Consider the following 17,409-nt stretch of genomic DNA (forward strand, 5'->3'; position numbering starts at 1 on the left):
TCCGGGGCGTGCCCGGCGGATCGGTGCCCGGTGGCGGGCGGGTCAGGTGACGTGGAAGATCCCGGCGTCGGTGCCGGCCGGGGTGTACTCGGCCAGCCGGGCCCGCAGGCTGTCCAGGCGCTGCGGCTGGTACAGATCGTGGAAGGCGCCCATCTCGGAGCCGTCCTCCGCGCCCCGCTTGATCTCCTCGGCGCAGCCGGCGGCGAGCTGCGCGTACGCCGGCGTGCCGTACCGCCCGCCGGTGAAGAGCGGCCGTACCCGCTCCGCGTCCTCGCTCCCCACCAGATCCGGCTGGCAGCGATGGCGGCGCGGGGTGCGCGAGCCGGGCGGTACGTACGAGAAGCGCAGCCGGCCGGTGCCCCGCCTGGCCACCCGCATCCGCCCGGTGAAGACGCTGTCCTCGGCGATCTCCACCGCGTGGGTGTGGATCTCGCCGATGACGGTGGTGCGGTACGCGTGCAGGACGGCATGGGCGTGGCGGCAGTCAGGGGCGGACAGTGCGGCCCGGTCGTGGCCGGTGGCGTCCAGGATGCTGTCGCGGACATGGATCGGCAGCGGATCGTCGCCCACCTCGTCGCCGATCACCTCGATCGTGCCGAGGACGCTCCGCTCGATCGCGACACAGGCGGTGGTCCTGTCCAGGACGAGGCTCGGTTCCTCGGGGGAGTGCGGTGTGCACCCGGGCTCCAGCGACCAGCCGGGGACGAGGGTGCAGTGCCGCAGCACCACCGCGCCGACCGGACCGCTGACATGGAGGCCGCGCCCGGTGACCAGCAGTCCGTCCAGCACGATCCGCGGCGCCCGGGCCGGAGCTGCGCCGCCCCCGTTTCCGCCGCTGCTCCCGTCGTCCTCCCGCGCGCGGATGTTCAGCGCGTCGGGGCGGTTGCTGTACCAGTCGAGCAGCCGGATCACCGGACGGGTGCCCTCGGCCGCCCTCAGCTCCAGCCGGTCGCCGGGTTCGAGATCGAAGTCGAGCTGCTCCTGATAGGCGCCGCTGTGCGTGATCTCGATGACGCCGTCCGGACCGCAGCGCCCGGCCCGCCGGTCGTCGCGCCACTCGCCGTAGGCGTCCATGATCCGCCGGTGGGTCTGGCCGGGACCCACCCGGTAGACGGCCGCCGTCGGTGATGTCTCCCGGTCGCGCGGATACTCGCCGCCGCCCGTGTCGTCCGCGAACGCGTAGTGGTAGGTGACCCAGACACCCTGGCGCGGTGCGGACCGCGAGCCGAACGCGATCCGGCCGAGCACCGGGTCCACGGCGACCTGCCCGCGTTTGGGCCGGTAGCGCCAGTCCGACAGATCCGCCACGACGAGGTCCGACATCGGCACCGGCTCCTCGCGCCCGTCGCACCGGATCGTGAAGCTCTTGCCGGGCCCGTAGTAGTCGGCGAGCCGGTCGGCCAACTGCCTGCGGCGGATGTACGCGGGGACGTTGTCGACCGTCGCGACATGCGTGGCCGACGGCTCGGGCACCGGCTTCGTCACCAGCGGAGTGTCATTGCCCAGGATCGAGAACGTGTAGAGGTTACGGGCCCGGTCGACGCAGTACGCGGGCGCCCCGGTCACGTGGTACGGCTTCAGCCGCCATACGAACAGGCCGACGCCCGCAGGGGAGTTGCCCCCCTGGGTACGGGACGAGCCGGCCCGCCGTACATCCACCGACCGGGCGGTCGTGCCGAACGGACCGCCCGCCAGATCCAGCGCCGCGCCCTCCCGTACGTCCGCGAGCCGGCCGCGCTCCAGCCGCCGGGCGTTCACGGCCGCCGTCCCCGATCCGTACAGCCCGACCGGCTGCTGGTGGGAGACCAGCCGGGAGAACTCGACGGCCCGCGAGGGCCATCCGGCGACCGCGTCGGCCAGCTCCTCCAACAGGGCCAGGGTGCCCTTGTGCCGCCGGTTGGCGACGGTCGCCGCGACATCGCGGCGCGGTGCCAGCGCCTCGGCCAGCAGCTCGCGCGAATGCGAACCGCCCGCGCCCGTACCGCCGTTGAGCCCTATCGCCTGGACCCGCTCGTAACCGGGCAGCGGGGTGTGTCCGACCAGATCGCCGAGATACGGCAGTACCCACGGCGCGGCGGTCTCCACGAACCAGTCTTCGTAACCCTGCTCGACCCCGTCCCGTACCCGGTCGACCTGCTCGGCGATCACCGCGAGCAGCGCCCGCAGCGGCTCACCGCCCCCGCCCGCTCCGCCGCCCTCGCCGGCCGTGGCGTCACGCAGCCGGTGCCACTGCGGAAGGAGTTCCGCGAGCCCGTCCGGTTCCCTGCTCATGCGGTGACCTCCGTCAGAATCAGTGTGTCAGCGACCCGCGGTGAGAGCAGGGCCAGTTGGGCCGGCCTGATGCCACGGAAGACACACACCGCGCGGCCCTTCGCGAGCCGCCGGGTGTCGGTGATGTCCGGGTTCAGGCGCAGCAGTCCGGCCAGGGAGATCCCGTACCGGCCGGCGACCCGCGTCAGTGTCTCGCCCTCCTCGGCCGTCACCCGGTGGACGGTCTCGTCGTACGAGGCGAGCCGCGCCGGGACGGCTGTACGCAGCTCACCGAGCAGGCCCGCGAGCCCGCTCAGCTCGTCCGGGGTGACGGAGGCGGGGACTCCGGTGAAGACGTCCACATCGACGTGGTCGACCCCCGGCACCCGGTGCGCGGTCGCCAGCACGTCCGACAGCACCGCAGGACGGCCCAGCTCCCGGCGTCCGCTGCCGAATTCATGGAGCAGCGCCTGCCGGAGCCGTGGCTCGACCACCGTCCAGGCGTGGTCGCGGGCCACCTTCACCCGCGCCGCGAGCAGCAGCAGGACCAGCTCGCGCACATCCACCCGTACCGGAAGGCGCGAGTCGCCGTACCGGGCGAGTGAGAAGCGCAGCGCCCGCAGCACCTCGGAGTCCTCGGCGACCGGGATGTCGTCCACACCGGCGACCGTGAGATGCAGCACCCGGCGCCGCCCGTCGAAGAGCTCGCGGGCCGACGCCCGGCCGATGCCCGCCCGCGAGCGCGCGAAGTCCTCGTAGTCCGCCACCGACACCAGCCGGTCGAGCGCCGAGACCGCGAGCGGGATGGTACGCCGCGTCAGCCCGGGGCCGTCGGCGTCCGAACCGCCCGTCGCCGGCAGCGGATTGGTGACCGCGGTGACCCCCAGCGGCCGGGTCACCGCCTGGGTGATCCGGTCCGCCGGCAGATTGGCGGCCCGGCCGGTGCCGAAGCGGTAGCGGGCCCGGACGTTCTCGTGCCCGGTGGGCAGCCGCGCGCCGAACACACCGTCGCCGAAGGTCACCGTCGTCCGTCCGTCCGCGGCCGTCCCCGTGACATACACGCGCTCGCGCGGACCGCGTCCCGCCAGACTGTCCACCTCGTGCCAGAGCAGACCGTCGACGCGCACCTCCAGCGTCGGCCGCGCGCCCAGCGGATTGTCGGCGGGCAGCCAGGTCAGCGGCGACTGCCACAGCGTGAACGTCTGATTGGTCCGGTCGGCGTCACCGCTGCCGATCGGCTCGTCACGGCTCTCACCGTGCGTGGCAGGCACCACATTGCCCTGGATCCGGACCGTGTCCCGGCGGTAGCGGTGGACCAGATCCGCGGTGAGCACCAGCCTCGTATGGACATGGTCACCGGGCAGCAGCGGATCGAGATGCTGCTCCACCGCCGCGATCACGGCCGGTTCGGTGCCGCGCACCCCCGCCGTCCCGGGGATGTCGGTGCGCTCGCCGGACACCACGAGATGCCGCCCCGGCCGCAACCCGTCGTACAGCTCCGCCAGTTCGATCTCATTGCCGTGCACGTCCTCGCCCAGCGGCTCGCCCGCCAGGCGCAGCGACTGGCCGCCCGCGTGCACGGTGGTGTCCCGGATCATCGACAGCAGCACATCGTGCTTGTCCAGCCACGGCTCGGCGAGCGTCAGTTCGGTGCCCCGGCCCGTGATGCCGTAGTTGGTGTACGCGGCGGTGCGCACGGCCGTCACCCGGGTCTTCACCGACGCCAGATTCCTGTCGCCGGGGATGCCGTCGGGCCCCTCTGCGCCTTTGCGGGGGCGCTCGACGGCCACCCAGCTCCCCACCGTGATCCCGTCCTGCACCGAATCGAGCGGCAGCACATGGAGATCGGCGCGCTCGGGCACGGTCACGATGCCGATCTCGACATTCGCCGGCTCACCGCCGACGGTGTAGCGCGCGTGCACCTCGAAGCCGCCGTGGGCGGCCCGCTTGTACTCGCCGGGGGACAGATACCAGTCCAGCGGGTCCCCGTTCTGCACGCCGACATGGACCCGCCCGTCCTCGCCGGGCCGGGACACGAACAGCTTCAGCTCCGGCAGACCGGGCTCCAACTGGGCCGTCACGCCCGGCTCCTGGGACTCGGCCGGGCGCCGCGCCAGCCAGCTCAGATCCCGGTCCTGCGCGGAGCGGGTCATCAGCGTGCCCCGTCCCGGCGGCAGCTCGAAGCTGGTCTCCGCGGGCAGATTCTCGGAACGCTGAGCCGAGGAACCGAGCTCCGTGTGCTGGAACTCGGCGCGTACGGGAACCCGGCCCGCCGTGTCGTACACCACCCGCATGGTGGTGAGCGCGGCGCCGTCGAGCGGCCAGTCCGTCTGCCGGACCACCCGGCCCCGCTCGTCCTGCACCGGCTTGAGCGGCGCGGTCGCGCCGAACGGCGCGGCGGTCACCCGCAGGGTCTGGAGTTCACGCAGCAGACCGGGCACGGGAGTCGGAGCGGCGGCGGTTCCGGCCGTGCGCGGCACGGTGGCGCCGCGCCAGGCCGCGTACAGTCCGTCCGCCACCCGCGGATCGAGCGCGGCGAGCACCTGCGCGCCCAGGTCCGAGCCGGACGCGAAAAACGCCGCGGGATCGTACGCCCGTGCCCGGGACGCCGCCGGCGGGCCCGCCGTACGAGCGCGCAGGGCGGGCAGCACGGCGCCGAGCGCCCGCATCGCGGCCGAACTGCCGGACGAAGCCGAAGAGTCCGGCGGCACCGGCTGGGAGGGCGCCAATTCGCCCGCCCGCTCGATCAGTTCACCGATCACCGCCTCCAACCGCTCGAACCAGGCGGCCACTTCCTCGTACGGAGCGGCCACCGCCTGTGCCTCGGCGAGCCGTTCGTACGGATCCGCGAGCCGCCGGGCGAACTGCGCCGCAGTGGTGATCCCGTCCAGATCGGCACGCAGCGGCGCCAGCACCTGCCCGTCGAACTCCTCGATGATCAGGCTGACCGGCCGGGGATGGGGCCGGTCCGGAGTGGGCTCCCCGCCCCCGCCCTCACGTTCGTCCTCGGCGATCCACTTCCGCAGCTCCGCCACCAGCTCGCTCAGCGTCGGCGGGGCGGACTCCGGCAGCCCGATCGCCGTCACATCGTCGTCCCGGTCGATCCTGACCCGCGCGACCGGAAGCAGCAGCCGCCGCCCGCCGGTGTCCGGCTCCTCCCCGCCGAAGACGAACAGCAGCTTGTCGCCGGTCTGGAGGGAGGTCCCGGTCCCCGAGATGTCGATCTCCGAGCGGCGGCGCAGATCGTCAACGGTGAGGCGGGTCGGGCGGCGCCTGCGGACCGCCAGTTCGTTCCAGGCCGAGCGGGCCGTGAGGTCCTCGCTCGTCTCGAACGCCTGCGACTCCTCGGTCGCGGAGGCGGGCACGCTGTTGCTGCGCGCTCCGCGCGGGATCAGCACCGGCAGGTCCGCCGCCCGCGGATCCCGGTCCAGTGTGTACGCCAGAAAGGCGTCGGCCGCGATCCCGGGCCGCGGCCGGTGCCCGACCAGACGCCCCAGCAGCACCAGCGAGCGGTGGTCGTCGGCGGTGCGCAGATAGCCCTCGTCGGCGATCCGCTCGGAGTGGAAGGTCAGCAGATCGCCCACGACCGCCCAGGCATCCAGCAGCCCGATCGCCGGGTCGTCGGGGGTACGGACGGTCAGTCCGCGCAGCGCCGGATACGCGGGGGAGGCGAGCCGGTCGAGCATCGCCGCCAGGAACGAGCCGTACTCACCGACCCGGTAGTCGAGGGCCGAGCGGCCCGGCGCGTTGTAGAGGGGCGCGGGAGCGTGCCGCTCGTCGTGCCCGCCGCAGCCGCAGCCGGCGTGTGTGCAGGTCATCGCGGACCTCCGCCCAGTTCGATCGTCAGCCGGCCGTTCTCCGGCCGGTCCGGGTCGTTGTCGCAGCGCGCGACCTCCAGCGGGCCGAGCCGCAGCACACCCGCCTCCAGTGCGGTGCGGTCGAGCGGGTCGTCGTCGAAGAGCCGGCTCAGCCGGGTCACCCGTACGCTCGCCACGCCCTGGACGGCCGCAGCCGTGGCCACCAGACGGCTGAGCCGCACCGGTTCGCCGAAGGTCAGCGCGTCGGGGTGGAAGAAGCCCAGCCGCCCGCCGGACAGCCGCCCGCCGCCCAGCAGCCCGTACAGCTCCGCCAGGATCTGCCCGTGCTGCCGGCCGGGCGCGGCACACACCGCCAGGACGATGTCCAGCGGTACGGCACGGGCGGGGCCGACCACCAGATCGTGGCCGATCCTGCGGTAGCTCTCCAGGGCGTACGACACCGAGTCGAGCAGTGCGGCGGAGGGCTCGGCGGAGCCCAGCGCGTCCACGGCGACATGCGCCTCCTGGACACTGCCGGTCCAGCGGATCTCCGCCGCCGCCCGCGCCACTCCCGGGAGTTTCGACGCCAGCGCCGCGTAGTCCTCGGCGGTGACGGCCCGCAGCCGCGCGCGCCTCAGATCGAGCGGGGCCAACTGCCGCACCTGCTCCACGGGTTCGGGCTCGGTGCCGCCGACGGCGGGAAGCGGATTGCGCACCCCCGCCACCGGCATCGGGTCCCCGGCGTCGGTCGCGTCGGGATCACGGACCAGTACGAGATGGTTGATGGCCTCCGCGCCGACATTGCCCGCCGTACCGCCGCCGAGGCGGTGGCGCAGCTCCAGCCGGGCGCCCGGCCCCGGCCGGGCGCCGTGCCGTCCGTCACCGAAGCGCAGGGCGATCCGGCCGTCGTTCTCCAGCTCGCCGACGAAGTGGCGGTCACGGGGGCCGCTGGTGAGCAGATCGCGCCGGGGAGTCCAGTGCTCGTCGCCGTCCGCCACGGTCACCGCGGGCAGTGCGGCCCTGGGGTCCTGGACGAGCGCGGCGGCGGGGCCGCGCAGCACCGGCTCGCCGGGATGCAGTCCGGCCGCGTACGGACCGCCCCAGGTGTGCGCGATCTCCCAGGCGATGCCGCCGTCCAGCACCGTGCCCGCGCGGGCACGTGCCGTCAGCACCTCAAGGCGGCGCAGCTTCGCCGCCAGCAGCCGCTCGCTCCGGTGCAGCAACTCGCGCAGCGCACGGACCGGATGGCGGCGCAGTTCGAGCCGCTCCAGCAGCCGTAACCCGAACAGCACGGTCAGCTCCGCGACTTCGGGCTCGGCGAGACCGTCGCGGTCGCGGGCACCGCGCCACAGCTCCACCAGCCGCTGCCGCACCCGTCCCGGGATCGCCGCCAGCCGGTCGGCCTGCCCGGCCGAGACCTGGCGGGGTTCTGGGAACGGTACGGCCTGGACGACCGGCGAGCGGCCCAGCACCGGCCGGAAGCGCGGCCGGATTCCCGGATAGGTGACCTGCGCCAGCAGGGCGCCGAGCGCCTCCGCCTGTGCGTAGGCGGTGCCGGGGACGACCTTCTCGGTCCGCCGGCCCGCGCTCTCCAGCCCGAGACCGGCCCGTACGGTCGCGTCCTCGCCGACCACGGTGAACAGCTCGCGGATCTGGTGCACCGTCAGCGAGCGGCCGTGACGCGCCTGGCCCAGAAGGGAGTTGATGAGCGCGGCCGTCGCGTTTCCCGCGTTCCGGTCCCAGCAGCCGAAGCCCGGCGGATCGCAGGAGCCGGGTACGGCGGGCGCGGGCGGCACGGTGACCGTCTCGGACCCGCCTCCGTGTGTGCCGGATTCGCTTCCGTGGAAGGCGGTCGACCGGCCGTGGTCGACGAGCACCACATTGCCGCGCGCCACACTCACATCCCCGACCGGCTCACAGTCCGGGCCACCGCGGGTGAACAGACAGAAGGGGAGGGCGAGCGCGTCCTCCCGTGCCCAGGTGACCTCCAGCACAGGCTGGTCCGCCAGCCGGTCCACCAGCGGAGTGACCGAGGTGAGGCGTACGGCGTGCCGGTGCGCCGGATCGGCGTCCCCGGGTGTGCCGGAGCGCGGCCCCCGTACCTCCTCGAACAGCAGCAGATCACCCGGCGCCAGATCCAGCGCACGGTCCTCGCACTTCTCGTCCGTCCACTCGTCCCTCAGTGTCGCGGCGGTGGCACCGGCGGGCAGCGAACACACGTCATCGCCCCAGGTCCAGAAACGGATGGTGTTGTGCGCGGGACGCAGCACCAGCGGCTCCTCGGCCACCAGCGGTTCGAACACCTCCACCGAACCGCGCTCCTCCAGCGCCGCCAGATCCCGGTCGTCGATGACGGTGCCGATCTCGGGCCGGTCGCGCGGGCCCAGCGTACGGACATCGACCGCAGCGAAGCGGAACGTGCCAGGGAGCAGGGTCAGTTGACGTACGGTCTCGACCGCGACGAACGCGCGGGCGTTGCACCCGTCGTGCATCGGGTAGTCGATGAGCCGCACATGGCGGCGTACGGAGACCCGGCGGCGGGCCGTGTCGAGATACGCCTCGGTGGCGACCGCGTCCTGCTGGTAACTGATCCGGTCGGCGGCCTGGGCGAGGAGTTCGACCAGTGTGATGCCGAGGTCGGCGGCATTGCGTTCGGTCCACGCGGGGGTGGTGAGTGCCAGCCGGTCCAGGATCAGCCGGCGGATCGTGTCGTAGTCGCGCGCGGTGTAGTCGATGACCGGTGAGGGCGGGTACGGGAGGCCGGGCCCGGGTCCGTGGTCCGCGCGGTCGAAGGGGACGACGGGGCCGGGGGAGTCGGGGCGGAAGGTGAACTCGGCCTGGAAATACCGCTGGTCGAAGCCGGGAAACGGCTCCGTGCCCGGCCGGCCGTACGGATCGGTGTCGACGAGGGAGAGCCGGTACCGGGAGCTGTCGCCGGTACGGTCGAGCGTGACGAACAGCCGGTCGTCCAGCTCCGGGTCCTCCTCGCGCTCGACGGCCACTTCGACCGCCTCGATACCGGTGATCCGGCGGCCGCCGTCGATCTGTACGTTCTCCGGGGACACACCGTGGGGCGCCTTGCCGAGGAAGGTGACGGTGAGGGTCAGCCCGTCGTCACCGGCCTCGACCGCGTCGACACCGCCGAGGCGCGCGGCACGGACTCCGGCGCGGCGGTTGTGGAGGTGGCGAGGGCCACGAGGGCCGTGGGTGTCACGGGGGCTGTGGGTGTCGGGTGTGTCGCGGGGGTCGCGGGGGTCGTTCATACCGGGCCGCTCCCCTCGAACACCTCGTCGCGCCGGCTCGCTGTGGAACGCACCACGTACCGCAGATACACCCGCACCACGTTCTCCTCGCTCACCACGTCCAGCGCCTCCACCTCGATGAGTTCACCCAGCCAGCGCTGGAGCGAGGCCTGTACGGACAGCTCCAGGGCGGAGGCCAGTTCCGGGCTGTTCGGGGTGAAGACCAGATCGAGCAGACCGCACCCGAAGTCGGGCCGCATCACACGCTCGCCGGGGGAGGTGAAGAGCAACTGCTCGATCAGATCGCGCACATGGGCGTCGTACGCGGCGTGCGCGGTGCGTCCGCGCCGGTCGGCACGGAAGGGGAAGGCGATGTCGCTCCGTACCGTCGTCATCGTGACGACACCTCCCGCGAGGCCACGTGGCCGACGACCGGCGCACCCTGCGGCACCAGCGCGGCGCTGAAGCAGACCGCGCCCGTGGTGTGGAGCAGTACGGGCACGCCGTCGATCAGCACACCGTCGCGGTCCGGCGTCCAGCGGACGGAGACGCACGGCTGCGGTACCCCGTCGACGGTGTGCCGGCAGCCGCTGACCGTGAATACATCGGTCGCGGTGGGCACGGGCCGGCCGTCGATCCGTACCGCGGACGACGGGGCGGCGGGGGGTGAGACCCGGCCGCCGTGCGGGCAGTTGATGGCGGACCCGCCGTTCACGAGATTGCCGTTGCCGGACAAGACTCTTCTCCCCGTTCTGTTGGTCCTCATCGCTGTTGCTGTTGCTGTCGCTGTCGCTCTTGCTGTCGCTGTCGCGGCTATCGCTTCTTCGGCACGATCAGCCGGCCCTCGTTGATGTTGACCTCGTCGCCTATCAGCACGATCGACGCGCCCTTGCCGTTGCCGACGGTCACGCCCTTCTCGTCGATCTGGATGTACGCCCCGCCCTTGGCCTCCAGCAGAATCCCCGTACCGCCCGGCACGTCCGACATGACCAGCTTGTGATCGCCGGGCGTCTGGATCACCACCGGCTGGGACGCGGGCAGTTCGGCGCTCGCCCGGGGCGGCAGCTCGGCGGCGTCCCCGTACCAGCAACCGGTCCAGACCGGGAAGCTGGCGTCCCCCTGCTCGAACTCGATCCACACGCCCGCGCCGATCTCCGGCACGGCGTACTGGCCCGACCGGCGCCCCGTGAACGGCAGACAGGGCAGCGCCCAGGTGGACGCCTCGTCGCCGAGCACGTCGGGGACCTGGGCGGTGATCCGTCCGAGCTTCAGCGGGTCCTTGTTGTCGATGACCCGGCCCCGGAACTTGCCGAGGAAGCGGTTGCTGTTCGGTGCCGCCATGGGGCGTTGTCTCCTGGTCGTCGCTGGTCAGTGCGGGTGTTCTGGGCTTATGGGCGTGGCTTACTGGCGTGGCTTATGGGCGTACGGTTCCGCTGCGGGCGATCAGTCCCTCGCGGGAGAGCGTGAAGTTCTGCTGGTACGAGCCGGGCCTGAGGTTGTGCGTCACGGACTTGACGTAGTAGTCGCCGTCGTACGTCACCCCGGCGCCCCGCACCCCGACCAGCTCGCGCGGACGCAGCACGTACCCGTGGCGGTTGACGTCCAGCGATCCGGAGCCGGAGATGGCGTCGGCGGAGGTGGCCGCCCGCGCGAGCGCGGTGGCCTCGGCCTGCCCCTGGTCCATCTTGGCCGTGCCGGAGAGCGTTCTGCGTTTGAGCGCGGGGGTGGCGCGCCGTCCGAGCGGCGGCCGCAGCGGGCTGATGTCGGGCTGGGCGAGCAGGGTGGAATCGCGCGACTTGGGGTCCTGCACGCGCGCCTGCGGTTCCTCGCGGGCGGTTCCGTCGTACGCGAAGGTGAGCTGGTCGACGGTGGAGTTGTTGTCCATGTTGACGTTGAGCGCGTGCTGGCGCCGGCCGAGGCGCTGTTCGGGCCCCCAGAACGCGGTGGAGCGGCCGGGAACGGGTCCGGGATCGAGATAGAACGTGAACCCGTTGGCCTTGGCCAGGTCATTCACATACTGGAGGTCGGTCCCGGTCTGATAGTCCACGCGGCGCTGTTCGTTGGGCGGCTGCTGGATCTGCTCGCGGATGATGCGTGTGTCGATCCCGTAGTCGGCGTACTTGGCGAGGATTCGCTCGACGCGCTGCGAGGGCGCGAGATTGGGATACCGGTCGGTCCGCTCTTCGAGGTCCAGCAGCAGGGTGAGGTCCTCGCCCGTGACGGTGAGGGTGGTCTGCCCCGGCTGGTTGCTGGCGCCGACCTCCTGCCGCACGATCAGCCCGTCGAGCAGGACGGTGGGCGTCCCTTTGACGGTGGCCGTGACGATCACCCGCGTCCGGGGATCGAAATACCCCTCGGGCAGCAGCCGTTGGGTGATCACCCCTTTCTTGGTCAGATCGAACGCGATCTGAAATCCGCTCCGCTCCCCGGCGGTTGTGGTGATCTGCGCGGAGAGCAGCGCCTCGGTCACCTCGGCGGGCACGGGCCGGGTGAGCTTGGGGCCCATGTGCAGGGTGAGGTGTACGGGCCCGTTCCCGATGGGTTCGTCAGCCACGGAACCCACCTGGCAGCGGAATCTCGATGACCCGCCCCGGCTCACCGGTCAGCTCGCCCGGATCAAGGATCGGATTGGCGTCGGCGATCTGCCACCACTGCCCGGGATCGCCGAAGTACCGCTGCCCGAGCTGATCGGGCCGCTCGCCGCTGCTGACGGTGTGCGGTGCGGTCTCCGTTTCGTTCAGGGCCGGCAGTAACCGCCGCTTGGTGTACCGGACTTCGGTGCCGTCGGCCATGCGGTGCACCCCGATCTCGGCGTCGTGATACCGGCTGGAGCGGGGGTACGGATGGGCGCCGGGTATCCCGTCCCAGGCACTCTCATAGGGCTCGACCACTGTGTCCGCTACCTCCCCGTCCCGGTTGCTGCGCCATTGATCCCGCCATTGATTCCGCCACTGAGCCCAAGGCTCCCGAGCTGTCCACCGACAGCGGCCCCGGCGAGCCGCTCCTTCTGGGCGAGATGCGCGAGATACAACTCGGCCCCGCGATGCCCGGCCGGCAGATCACTGACGGTCAGCACCTTCAGCCCGATGCTGAGCGAGGCCCGGATGGGATTCAGATTCACGTCGAACGCCGACTCATTGACGGACAACTCGGTGAGCCGCACGGGCATCACCCGCTTGCTCCCCCAGGTGAAGAGCGTCAGCGGCGTCTCGATGGGACTGATCTCGATGGACCCGTTCTGCGCGAGCCGCGAGGCGGCCCGGAGCTGCGCGGTGGTGGGCTGCACGAGCATCTCCAGCACGGCGAGCTGAGGATGAATCCCGTCGGGAGCGGCGACATCGAGCTGATCGGTGGCGTCGATCTCGGCGGTGAACTTCCAAGTCTCCTGAGCGGGCCCCTTGAGCCGAAGGGCCTCGTTTCGGTCCCCACTTCCACTACCGCCCCCGCCGGAGTCACCGCTGCCTCCGGCGGCCCGGGGCGCGACGGAGCGTTCGAGGGTGTCGGGGTTGAACTGGAGGACGATGATGCGCTGGGGGGTACCGCGCTCGGGATCGACGATGACGATGCCGGACCGAATGGGCTTGGGTATGTCGGCGTAGCGGGTCACAGTCTTTCTTCCAATCGCCGTTGAAGAGATGTGTAGTCATGCTCGGGAAACAGTCGGGGGAAGACATCCGTCATTTTCTTGACTGAATCACCGATATCTCCGAGCGCTAGATCGCGGAATGACACATCGGCAAACAAATACTGCCACCCCCGTGTCCCCTTTGTGAGGACTAGAGTCTCCAAGTACTGGTGATATGTCAGGTCGAGTTTAATGTAGCCAATAGGGTACGGGCCGCCGCCGATGCGCGCGAGATCATAGTGCCAAATTTCCAGCGGTGAAGTTCTCGGTTTCATTCGCAGGTATGTCATTGAGCCGACGCCAGATCGATATGCGCTATCGATATATCGCAGCTGGCGGACGAATTCTCTCTTGAAACCGGCGGGGATGGAATCTGCTGCAGGGTCGGGCGGTTGCATCAAGATTTCGAATGGATCCGGAATTCGATACTCGCCGAAAAAGTCCGGTAGTGGCTCATTGGTGTGCCAGTTGATGGCTAGGCCAGGGATCCTGATGGCTTCATTGAGCATTTGTTCGTCCAGTGTCACATCGGTCCAGCCTTCATTGAATTCGTTGAGCGGCAGGAGGTCTGAGAAGGAGCTTCCGGGCTCACCCTGTACTTCGTCAACGATCTCGATCCCGGAAGCCTGGCGAATCCTGTTGAGTGAAGACATGTGCTTGGATTCCAAGTGGTTGAGCATGTGTGATAATTTCCCTTTCTAGACGATAAACAAGTTGTTATCGTAATTCTCCTTGATCGATGGCCAGACCTTCTCCTCGAAATTGTAGATCGACTTCCCGGAAGTGTGTACGTAGGAAGCCAGGCGGTCGTGCATGTCGTTGATTCCGCTAAATGGCCTCAGTTTCTTTACGGCCAGGAATGTGATGTCGTGATTTCCAAGTATGGAACGCGTTCGCGCCATTACTGTTTGGTTGGTCAGATTGGCGGTGTTCAGGTCGAGGATTCCCGCACTTCTCGTGGGAGGGGGGTCGAACTTTACGGTTTCGGGGTTTCGCCAGTTTGAAGACTCCCATTCGGATCGGCTGCGACCTGAGCCCGTTCCTCTGTGTTTGTGCGTGCGATAGGTGGCGGTGATGCTCTGGGGGAAGAAGTCTGGATAGGTGTTGCCCGGGTATCCTCGCGCGTTGCCCTTGAAGAAGGAAATGTTGAGTTTATAATCACCTGGTTGCTTTGAGTTATTAGCTGCGTTATTGCCGAATTTTCCGGCCGCCTCTGCCTCGATCTGATTATAGAATCCGCGGTTCTTGTAGTTGGGGGCCGGTACAAAGTTAGTGGCTTTACTGGGGCCGCCGAGCTCCCTGGGGAGAAGGTGCATGAGGTCCCACTGAAGGTTGCCCTGGGGTTCCCACAAGGAGTGCGTGTCGATGTACCTGAACCCTGCCAACATCCTCACCTTGGCGCTGCGCCCTGAAGGCGGGTATTGGCCATTCCTTTCCGCCCATTCAGCGTTGATGAATTGCAAATTGAAACCTGCGGGCTCCTGGGCGGTGCTGTTGGTGAAGGGCAATGGATCGGGTTCGGGCAGTTCGAGAGGTTCGCTTCGGTCAACTCCGTTTTCCGTGTTGCCCGTGTTGGACGACCCACGTGGGTTGAGTGAGGCCCATACCGTGAAGTCCGGACTGCCCGCCTTGCTCAGGTCAGTCAGCCTGTACCACCTGCGTAGCTCCTCAAGAAGAGCTAAATGTCGTTGGACCGATATTCCGTGGTCAAGCCTTTCGCTGATGATGGGCCGGATTCTGGCGATGATCCGCGACAGGCGGTCGGTCTTGGATTGATTGGAATTCTCCGTTTTGCGGCGCTGGTCGCGCTGGCGGTGGCGTTGCTGTTCGCGGGCTCTCTGCTGCTCCTGGAGCTGGTCCCTGCGGCGTCGGTATGCGTCGCGGAGTCTGCGGTCGTTGTTGTTCAGGTCCCGGCGGCGGCTGTTGTCGCGGTCCGTGTTGCGGTTTTGGGTGCGTTGGGCGCGGTGGGATTGGGTGCGGGCTGCTCGTACGGTTTCGCGGGCGCGGTTGGTGGCTCGCGTTTCCGGGGACGGTTCGCGGCGGCGGGGGGTTGGCCGCGTGCCCTCTGTTTCGCGGCGCGGGGTGGTCCGGTCCTGGGGCGGTTCTGTCTCGCGTTCCCGGGTGCCGGGTCGGCGCGTGTCCGGGCGGCGGGTTTCCGGGGCCGGAGGGCGGGGGCGGGTCGGGCGCGGAGGTCTGGCCGGGCGCGCGGGGCGGGCAGGGCGGGCCGGGCCTCCCGGGCGGCGTGGGTTCCTCAGGTCCTCGCCCGCCCGCTTCGCGCTGCGGCGCGCCTCCTCCGCCTCCCGGTCCCGGCCCGCGTTCGGCTCCGGCCTCCGCCTCTCCGTCGCCTGCGGCCTGTCCGGTGGGTTGGGGCGGGTTGGGTCCCGGGGCGCGCTGGGGGTGTTCGGGATGGTGCGTTGGGACGGGGCCCCCTCCCTGGGGGCTCTCTCGCCGGGCTTCCCCAAGTTCGCCGCCACCCCGCGCAGCCGGTCCCCGACCCGCTTGACGTACTTCCCGATACCGCTGAGCAGCGCCTCGTACGCCAGCTCCAGCAGTGCCACCACACCCGAGGCCACCGCCTTGGCGAACAGCAGGCCCGCGTTGCCGCCCTTGACCGCCTTCAGGTAGTCCATGAACGCGCCGAACGCCTTGAGGATTTCGCTCAGCGCGCCCCACGCGGCCTTGAGCGCGTCGATGACGGCCATGACCCATCCCGCACCCGGGATCAGCTTGGCGATGATCTTTGTGACGACGATCTCGCCGATGATGGCGGGGAGTTGGGGAAGCGCCTCGTCCCACGCCTCCTTCGCCATCTGCTCCTTGCTCACCCCTCCGTTGAGCAGGGCGTTGAAGATCTGCGGGGTGAGGCCGAGGACTTCCTGGATCTTCTCGCCGAACCAGTTCCTGATCGCCGAGGTGACCTCACGGAACAGATGGTTCCTGGCGCCGTCCTGCGCGGAGGCCGCGGCGCCGCTGAGCCAGGCGCCCGGGTCCACGATGATGTCGGCCGCGATCATCGCCCACTCGCCCAGCGCGTTGAGCAGTCCCAGGGCGAAGTCCATGATGGCCTTGACAGCGGTCATCACGGCCTCGACCGCCAAGCGGAGCCCCTCCTTGAGGGCGTCGAGGATGTCGCTCAGGATCCTCGCGATCCGGTTGAGCAGATCGGTCATCATCCGCCGGAGTTCCTGGGCGATCCGCTGCACCAGGGCGATCGCCGCGTCACGGATGCGGATGATGAGAGCGCGGATACGGTTCGCGATCTCGATGATCCCGTTGAGGAGATCCTTGGCGAGCTGGATCAGGGCCTCGGTGAACTCCTTGAACTTGCGGACGATGAAGTCACGGGCCTCCGTGATCCAGCGGACCACCGTGGCCTTGAAATCGGTGATCAGCGCGACGACCGCGTCGCGGGCCCGGCGGAAGAGATCGATGATCGCGTTCTTCAGCTCGATGAGCTTGTCGCGGATCCAGTCGAACGCCCTGGAGAGCCAGTTGCCCGAGTCGTTCTTGACCGTGTCGCGCTCCCTGACCGCGTTGTTCTGCGCGGTCCTGGCCTCGGTCCCGATACCCTCCTCGTCGGTCTTGCGGCGGTCCTCGACGTTCTGGTCGGTCTGCCTCTCGCGCTCCTCGACGTCCCGGCGGATCTGCTGGATCTTCCCGGACTTCTTCGTACCGAGGCTGTCCAGCTCCGCGTCCTGCTCGGTCCGCCACTCCTCGCGCTGCCGGTCCACCTCGGACTTCGTCTTCTCGCGCTCCGCGGCCTGCGTCCTCGTATTGGCGTCGATCTCGCTGCGTACCTGCTGATCGTGCCGTTCCCGCGAAGCCCTGGTGTCCCGCTCCTTGACCCCCCGCTTGTCGGACATGGTCTTCTGGCCGTCACCGAACGCGGCCTGGATCTGCGGCCCTCGCTCGTGTTCCGCCACCTCGGACACTGCCTCCGGGGGGATACGGCCCGCCGCCGGAGCGACGCCCCCCGTGCCGCCGCCCTGCCCCTGCGCGCCCGGGACCCTCGAGGTCAGGGTCTCCCCGGGCACATCCGGGTAGATCTGGTCCTCGCCCAGGGGGCGCGCGGCGTCAGCCTGACCCGCCGCGTGCAGCTCATTGCCCTTGGTGTCGACCTCGCCGCCCTGCTCGTCGGCGCGACCGCCGGCCTCCCCCTCCATCCCCACACCGGGGGCCATGCCGACGGACGCCTGGGCGAGCATCTCGTCCTCGGTCGGCAGGTCCAGAATCCACTGGACCACGGCATCCGAGTCGATGACGTCCTCATCGGCGCCGAACCATCCGGCGACCGTGTTCACCGCGCCCACCACGAGCTGGGCGCCGCCCGCCAGCAGCCCTTCGAGCGTGCTCGGCTCCTCGATCTCCATCCCCGGGATCTCGCCCTCCGGGGTCTGGTCGCCCTCGACCTCGGCGGTCTCGCTCTCGGGGGCATCGATACGGGCGGCCGGATCGCTGGAGTACTGTCCGGGGGCCGATGTGGCGGGGGCGCCGT

Annotated in this window: 11 protein-coding genes; all 11 read right to left on the reverse strand. The window is 70.0% G+C overall.

The genetic code is table 11. The features are described from left to right. Positions 1-42 precede the first annotated feature (42 nt). Positions 43-2,271, reverse strand: coding sequence for a hypothetical protein (locus KQY30_RS32875; RefSeq protein WP_217310173.1), 2,229 nt, complete (start codon positions 2,269-2,271; stop codon positions 43-45). Continuing rightward, complete coding sequence (locus KQY30_RS32880) at positions 2,268-6,068, reverse strand: putative baseplate assembly protein (protein ID WP_217310174.1); 3,801 nt, start codon at positions 6,066-6,068, stop codon at positions 2,268-2,270. Before KQY30_RS32880 ends, KQY30_RS32875 begins: the two co-directional genes overlap by 4 nt. After that, positions 6,065-9,310, reverse strand: a complete 3,246-nt coding sequence (locus KQY30_RS32885; protein ID WP_217310175.1) for a putative baseplate assembly protein — start codon at positions 9,308-9,310, stop codon at positions 6,065-6,067. Before KQY30_RS32885 ends, KQY30_RS32880 begins: the two co-directional genes overlap by 4 nt. Beyond that, positions 9,307-9,684, reverse strand: coding sequence for a GPW/gp25 family protein (locus tag KQY30_RS32890; protein ID WP_217310176.1), 378 nt, complete (start codon positions 9,682-9,684; stop codon positions 9,307-9,309). The genes KQY30_RS32885 and KQY30_RS32890 overlap by 4 nt, the downstream gene beginning before the upstream one ends. Next, positions 9,681-10,025 carry a hypothetical protein gene (locus tag KQY30_RS32895; protein ID WP_254407436.1) on the reverse strand — a complete coding sequence of 115 codons (345 nt, stop codon included), beginning with the start codon at positions 10,023-10,025 and terminating at the stop codon, positions 9,681-9,683. The genes KQY30_RS32890 and KQY30_RS32895 overlap by 4 nt, the downstream gene beginning before the upstream one ends. Positions 10,026-10,102: 77 nt before the next feature. Continuing rightward, the gene (locus KQY30_RS32900) at positions 10,103-10,630 is read right to left on the reverse strand and encodes a phage baseplate assembly protein V (RefSeq protein ID WP_217310178.1); all 528 of its coding nucleotides are present in this window, start codon (positions 10,628-10,630) and stop codon (positions 10,103-10,105) included. A gap of 73 nt (positions 10,631-10,703) precedes the next feature. After that, a complete protein-coding gene (locus tag KQY30_RS32905) occupies positions 10,704-11,843 on the reverse strand; it encodes a hypothetical protein (protein ID WP_217310179.1) in 1,140 nt (379 codons plus the stop codon). After that, positions 11,836-12,180 carry a LysM peptidoglycan-binding domain-containing protein gene (locus tag KQY30_RS32910; protein WP_217310180.1) on the reverse strand — a complete coding sequence of 115 codons (345 nt, stop codon included), beginning with the start codon at positions 12,178-12,180 and terminating at the stop codon, positions 11,836-11,838. Before KQY30_RS32910 ends, KQY30_RS32905 begins: the two co-directional genes overlap by 8 nt. A gap of 8 nt (positions 12,181-12,188) precedes the next feature. Continuing rightward, positions 12,189-12,896, reverse strand: a complete 708-nt coding sequence (locus KQY30_RS32915; protein ID WP_217310181.1) for a hypothetical protein — start codon at positions 12,894-12,896, stop codon at positions 12,189-12,191. Beyond that, positions 12,893-13,594 (reverse strand): hypothetical protein, encoded by a 702-nt coding sequence (locus tag KQY30_RS32920; RefSeq protein WP_217310182.1) that lies wholly within the window; start codon positions 13,592-13,594, stop codon positions 12,893-12,895. Before KQY30_RS32920 ends, KQY30_RS32915 begins: the two co-directional genes overlap by 4 nt. A gap of 18 nt (positions 13,595-13,612) precedes the next feature. Next, positions 13,613-17,284, reverse strand: a complete 3,672-nt coding sequence (locus KQY30_RS32925; protein WP_217310183.1) for a hypothetical protein — start codon at positions 17,282-17,284, stop codon at positions 13,613-13,615. Positions 17,285-17,409 lie beyond the last annotated feature (125 nt).

Source organism: Streptomyces sp. GMY02 (assembly GCF_019056675.1).
Lineage (GTDB): Bacteria > Actinomycetota > Actinomycetes > Streptomycetales > Streptomycetaceae > Streptomyces > Streptomyces odonnellii.

Excerpts from the sequence above, each read along its gene's own strand:
- KQY30_RS32875 (WP_217310173.1), bottom strand. The coding sequence starts at position 2,271 with ATGAGCAGGGAACCGGACGGGCTCGCGGAACTCCTTCCGCAGTGGCAC.
- KQY30_RS32880 (WP_217310174.1), bottom strand. The coding sequence starts at position 6,068 with ATGACCTGCACACACGCCGGCTGCGGCTGCGGCGGGCACGACGAGCGG.
- KQY30_RS32885 (WP_217310175.1), bottom strand. The coding sequence starts at position 9,310 with ATGAACGACCCCCGCGACCCCCGCGACACACCCGACACCCACAGCCCC.
- KQY30_RS32890 (WP_217310176.1), bottom strand. The coding sequence starts at position 9,684 with ATGACGACGGTACGGAGCGACATCGCCTTCCCCTTCCGTGCCGACCGG.
- KQY30_RS32900 (WP_217310178.1), bottom strand. The coding sequence starts at position 10,630 with ATGGCGGCACCGAACAGCAACCGCTTCCTCGGCAAGTTCCGGGGCCGG.
- KQY30_RS32920 (WP_217310182.1), bottom strand. The coding sequence starts at position 13,594 with ATGCTCAACCACTTGGAATCCAAGCACATGTCTTCACTCAACAGGATT.
- KQY30_RS32925 (WP_217310183.1), bottom strand. The coding sequence starts at position 17,284 with ATGGAGATCGAGGAGCCGAGCACGCTCGAAGGGCTGCTGGCGGGCGGC.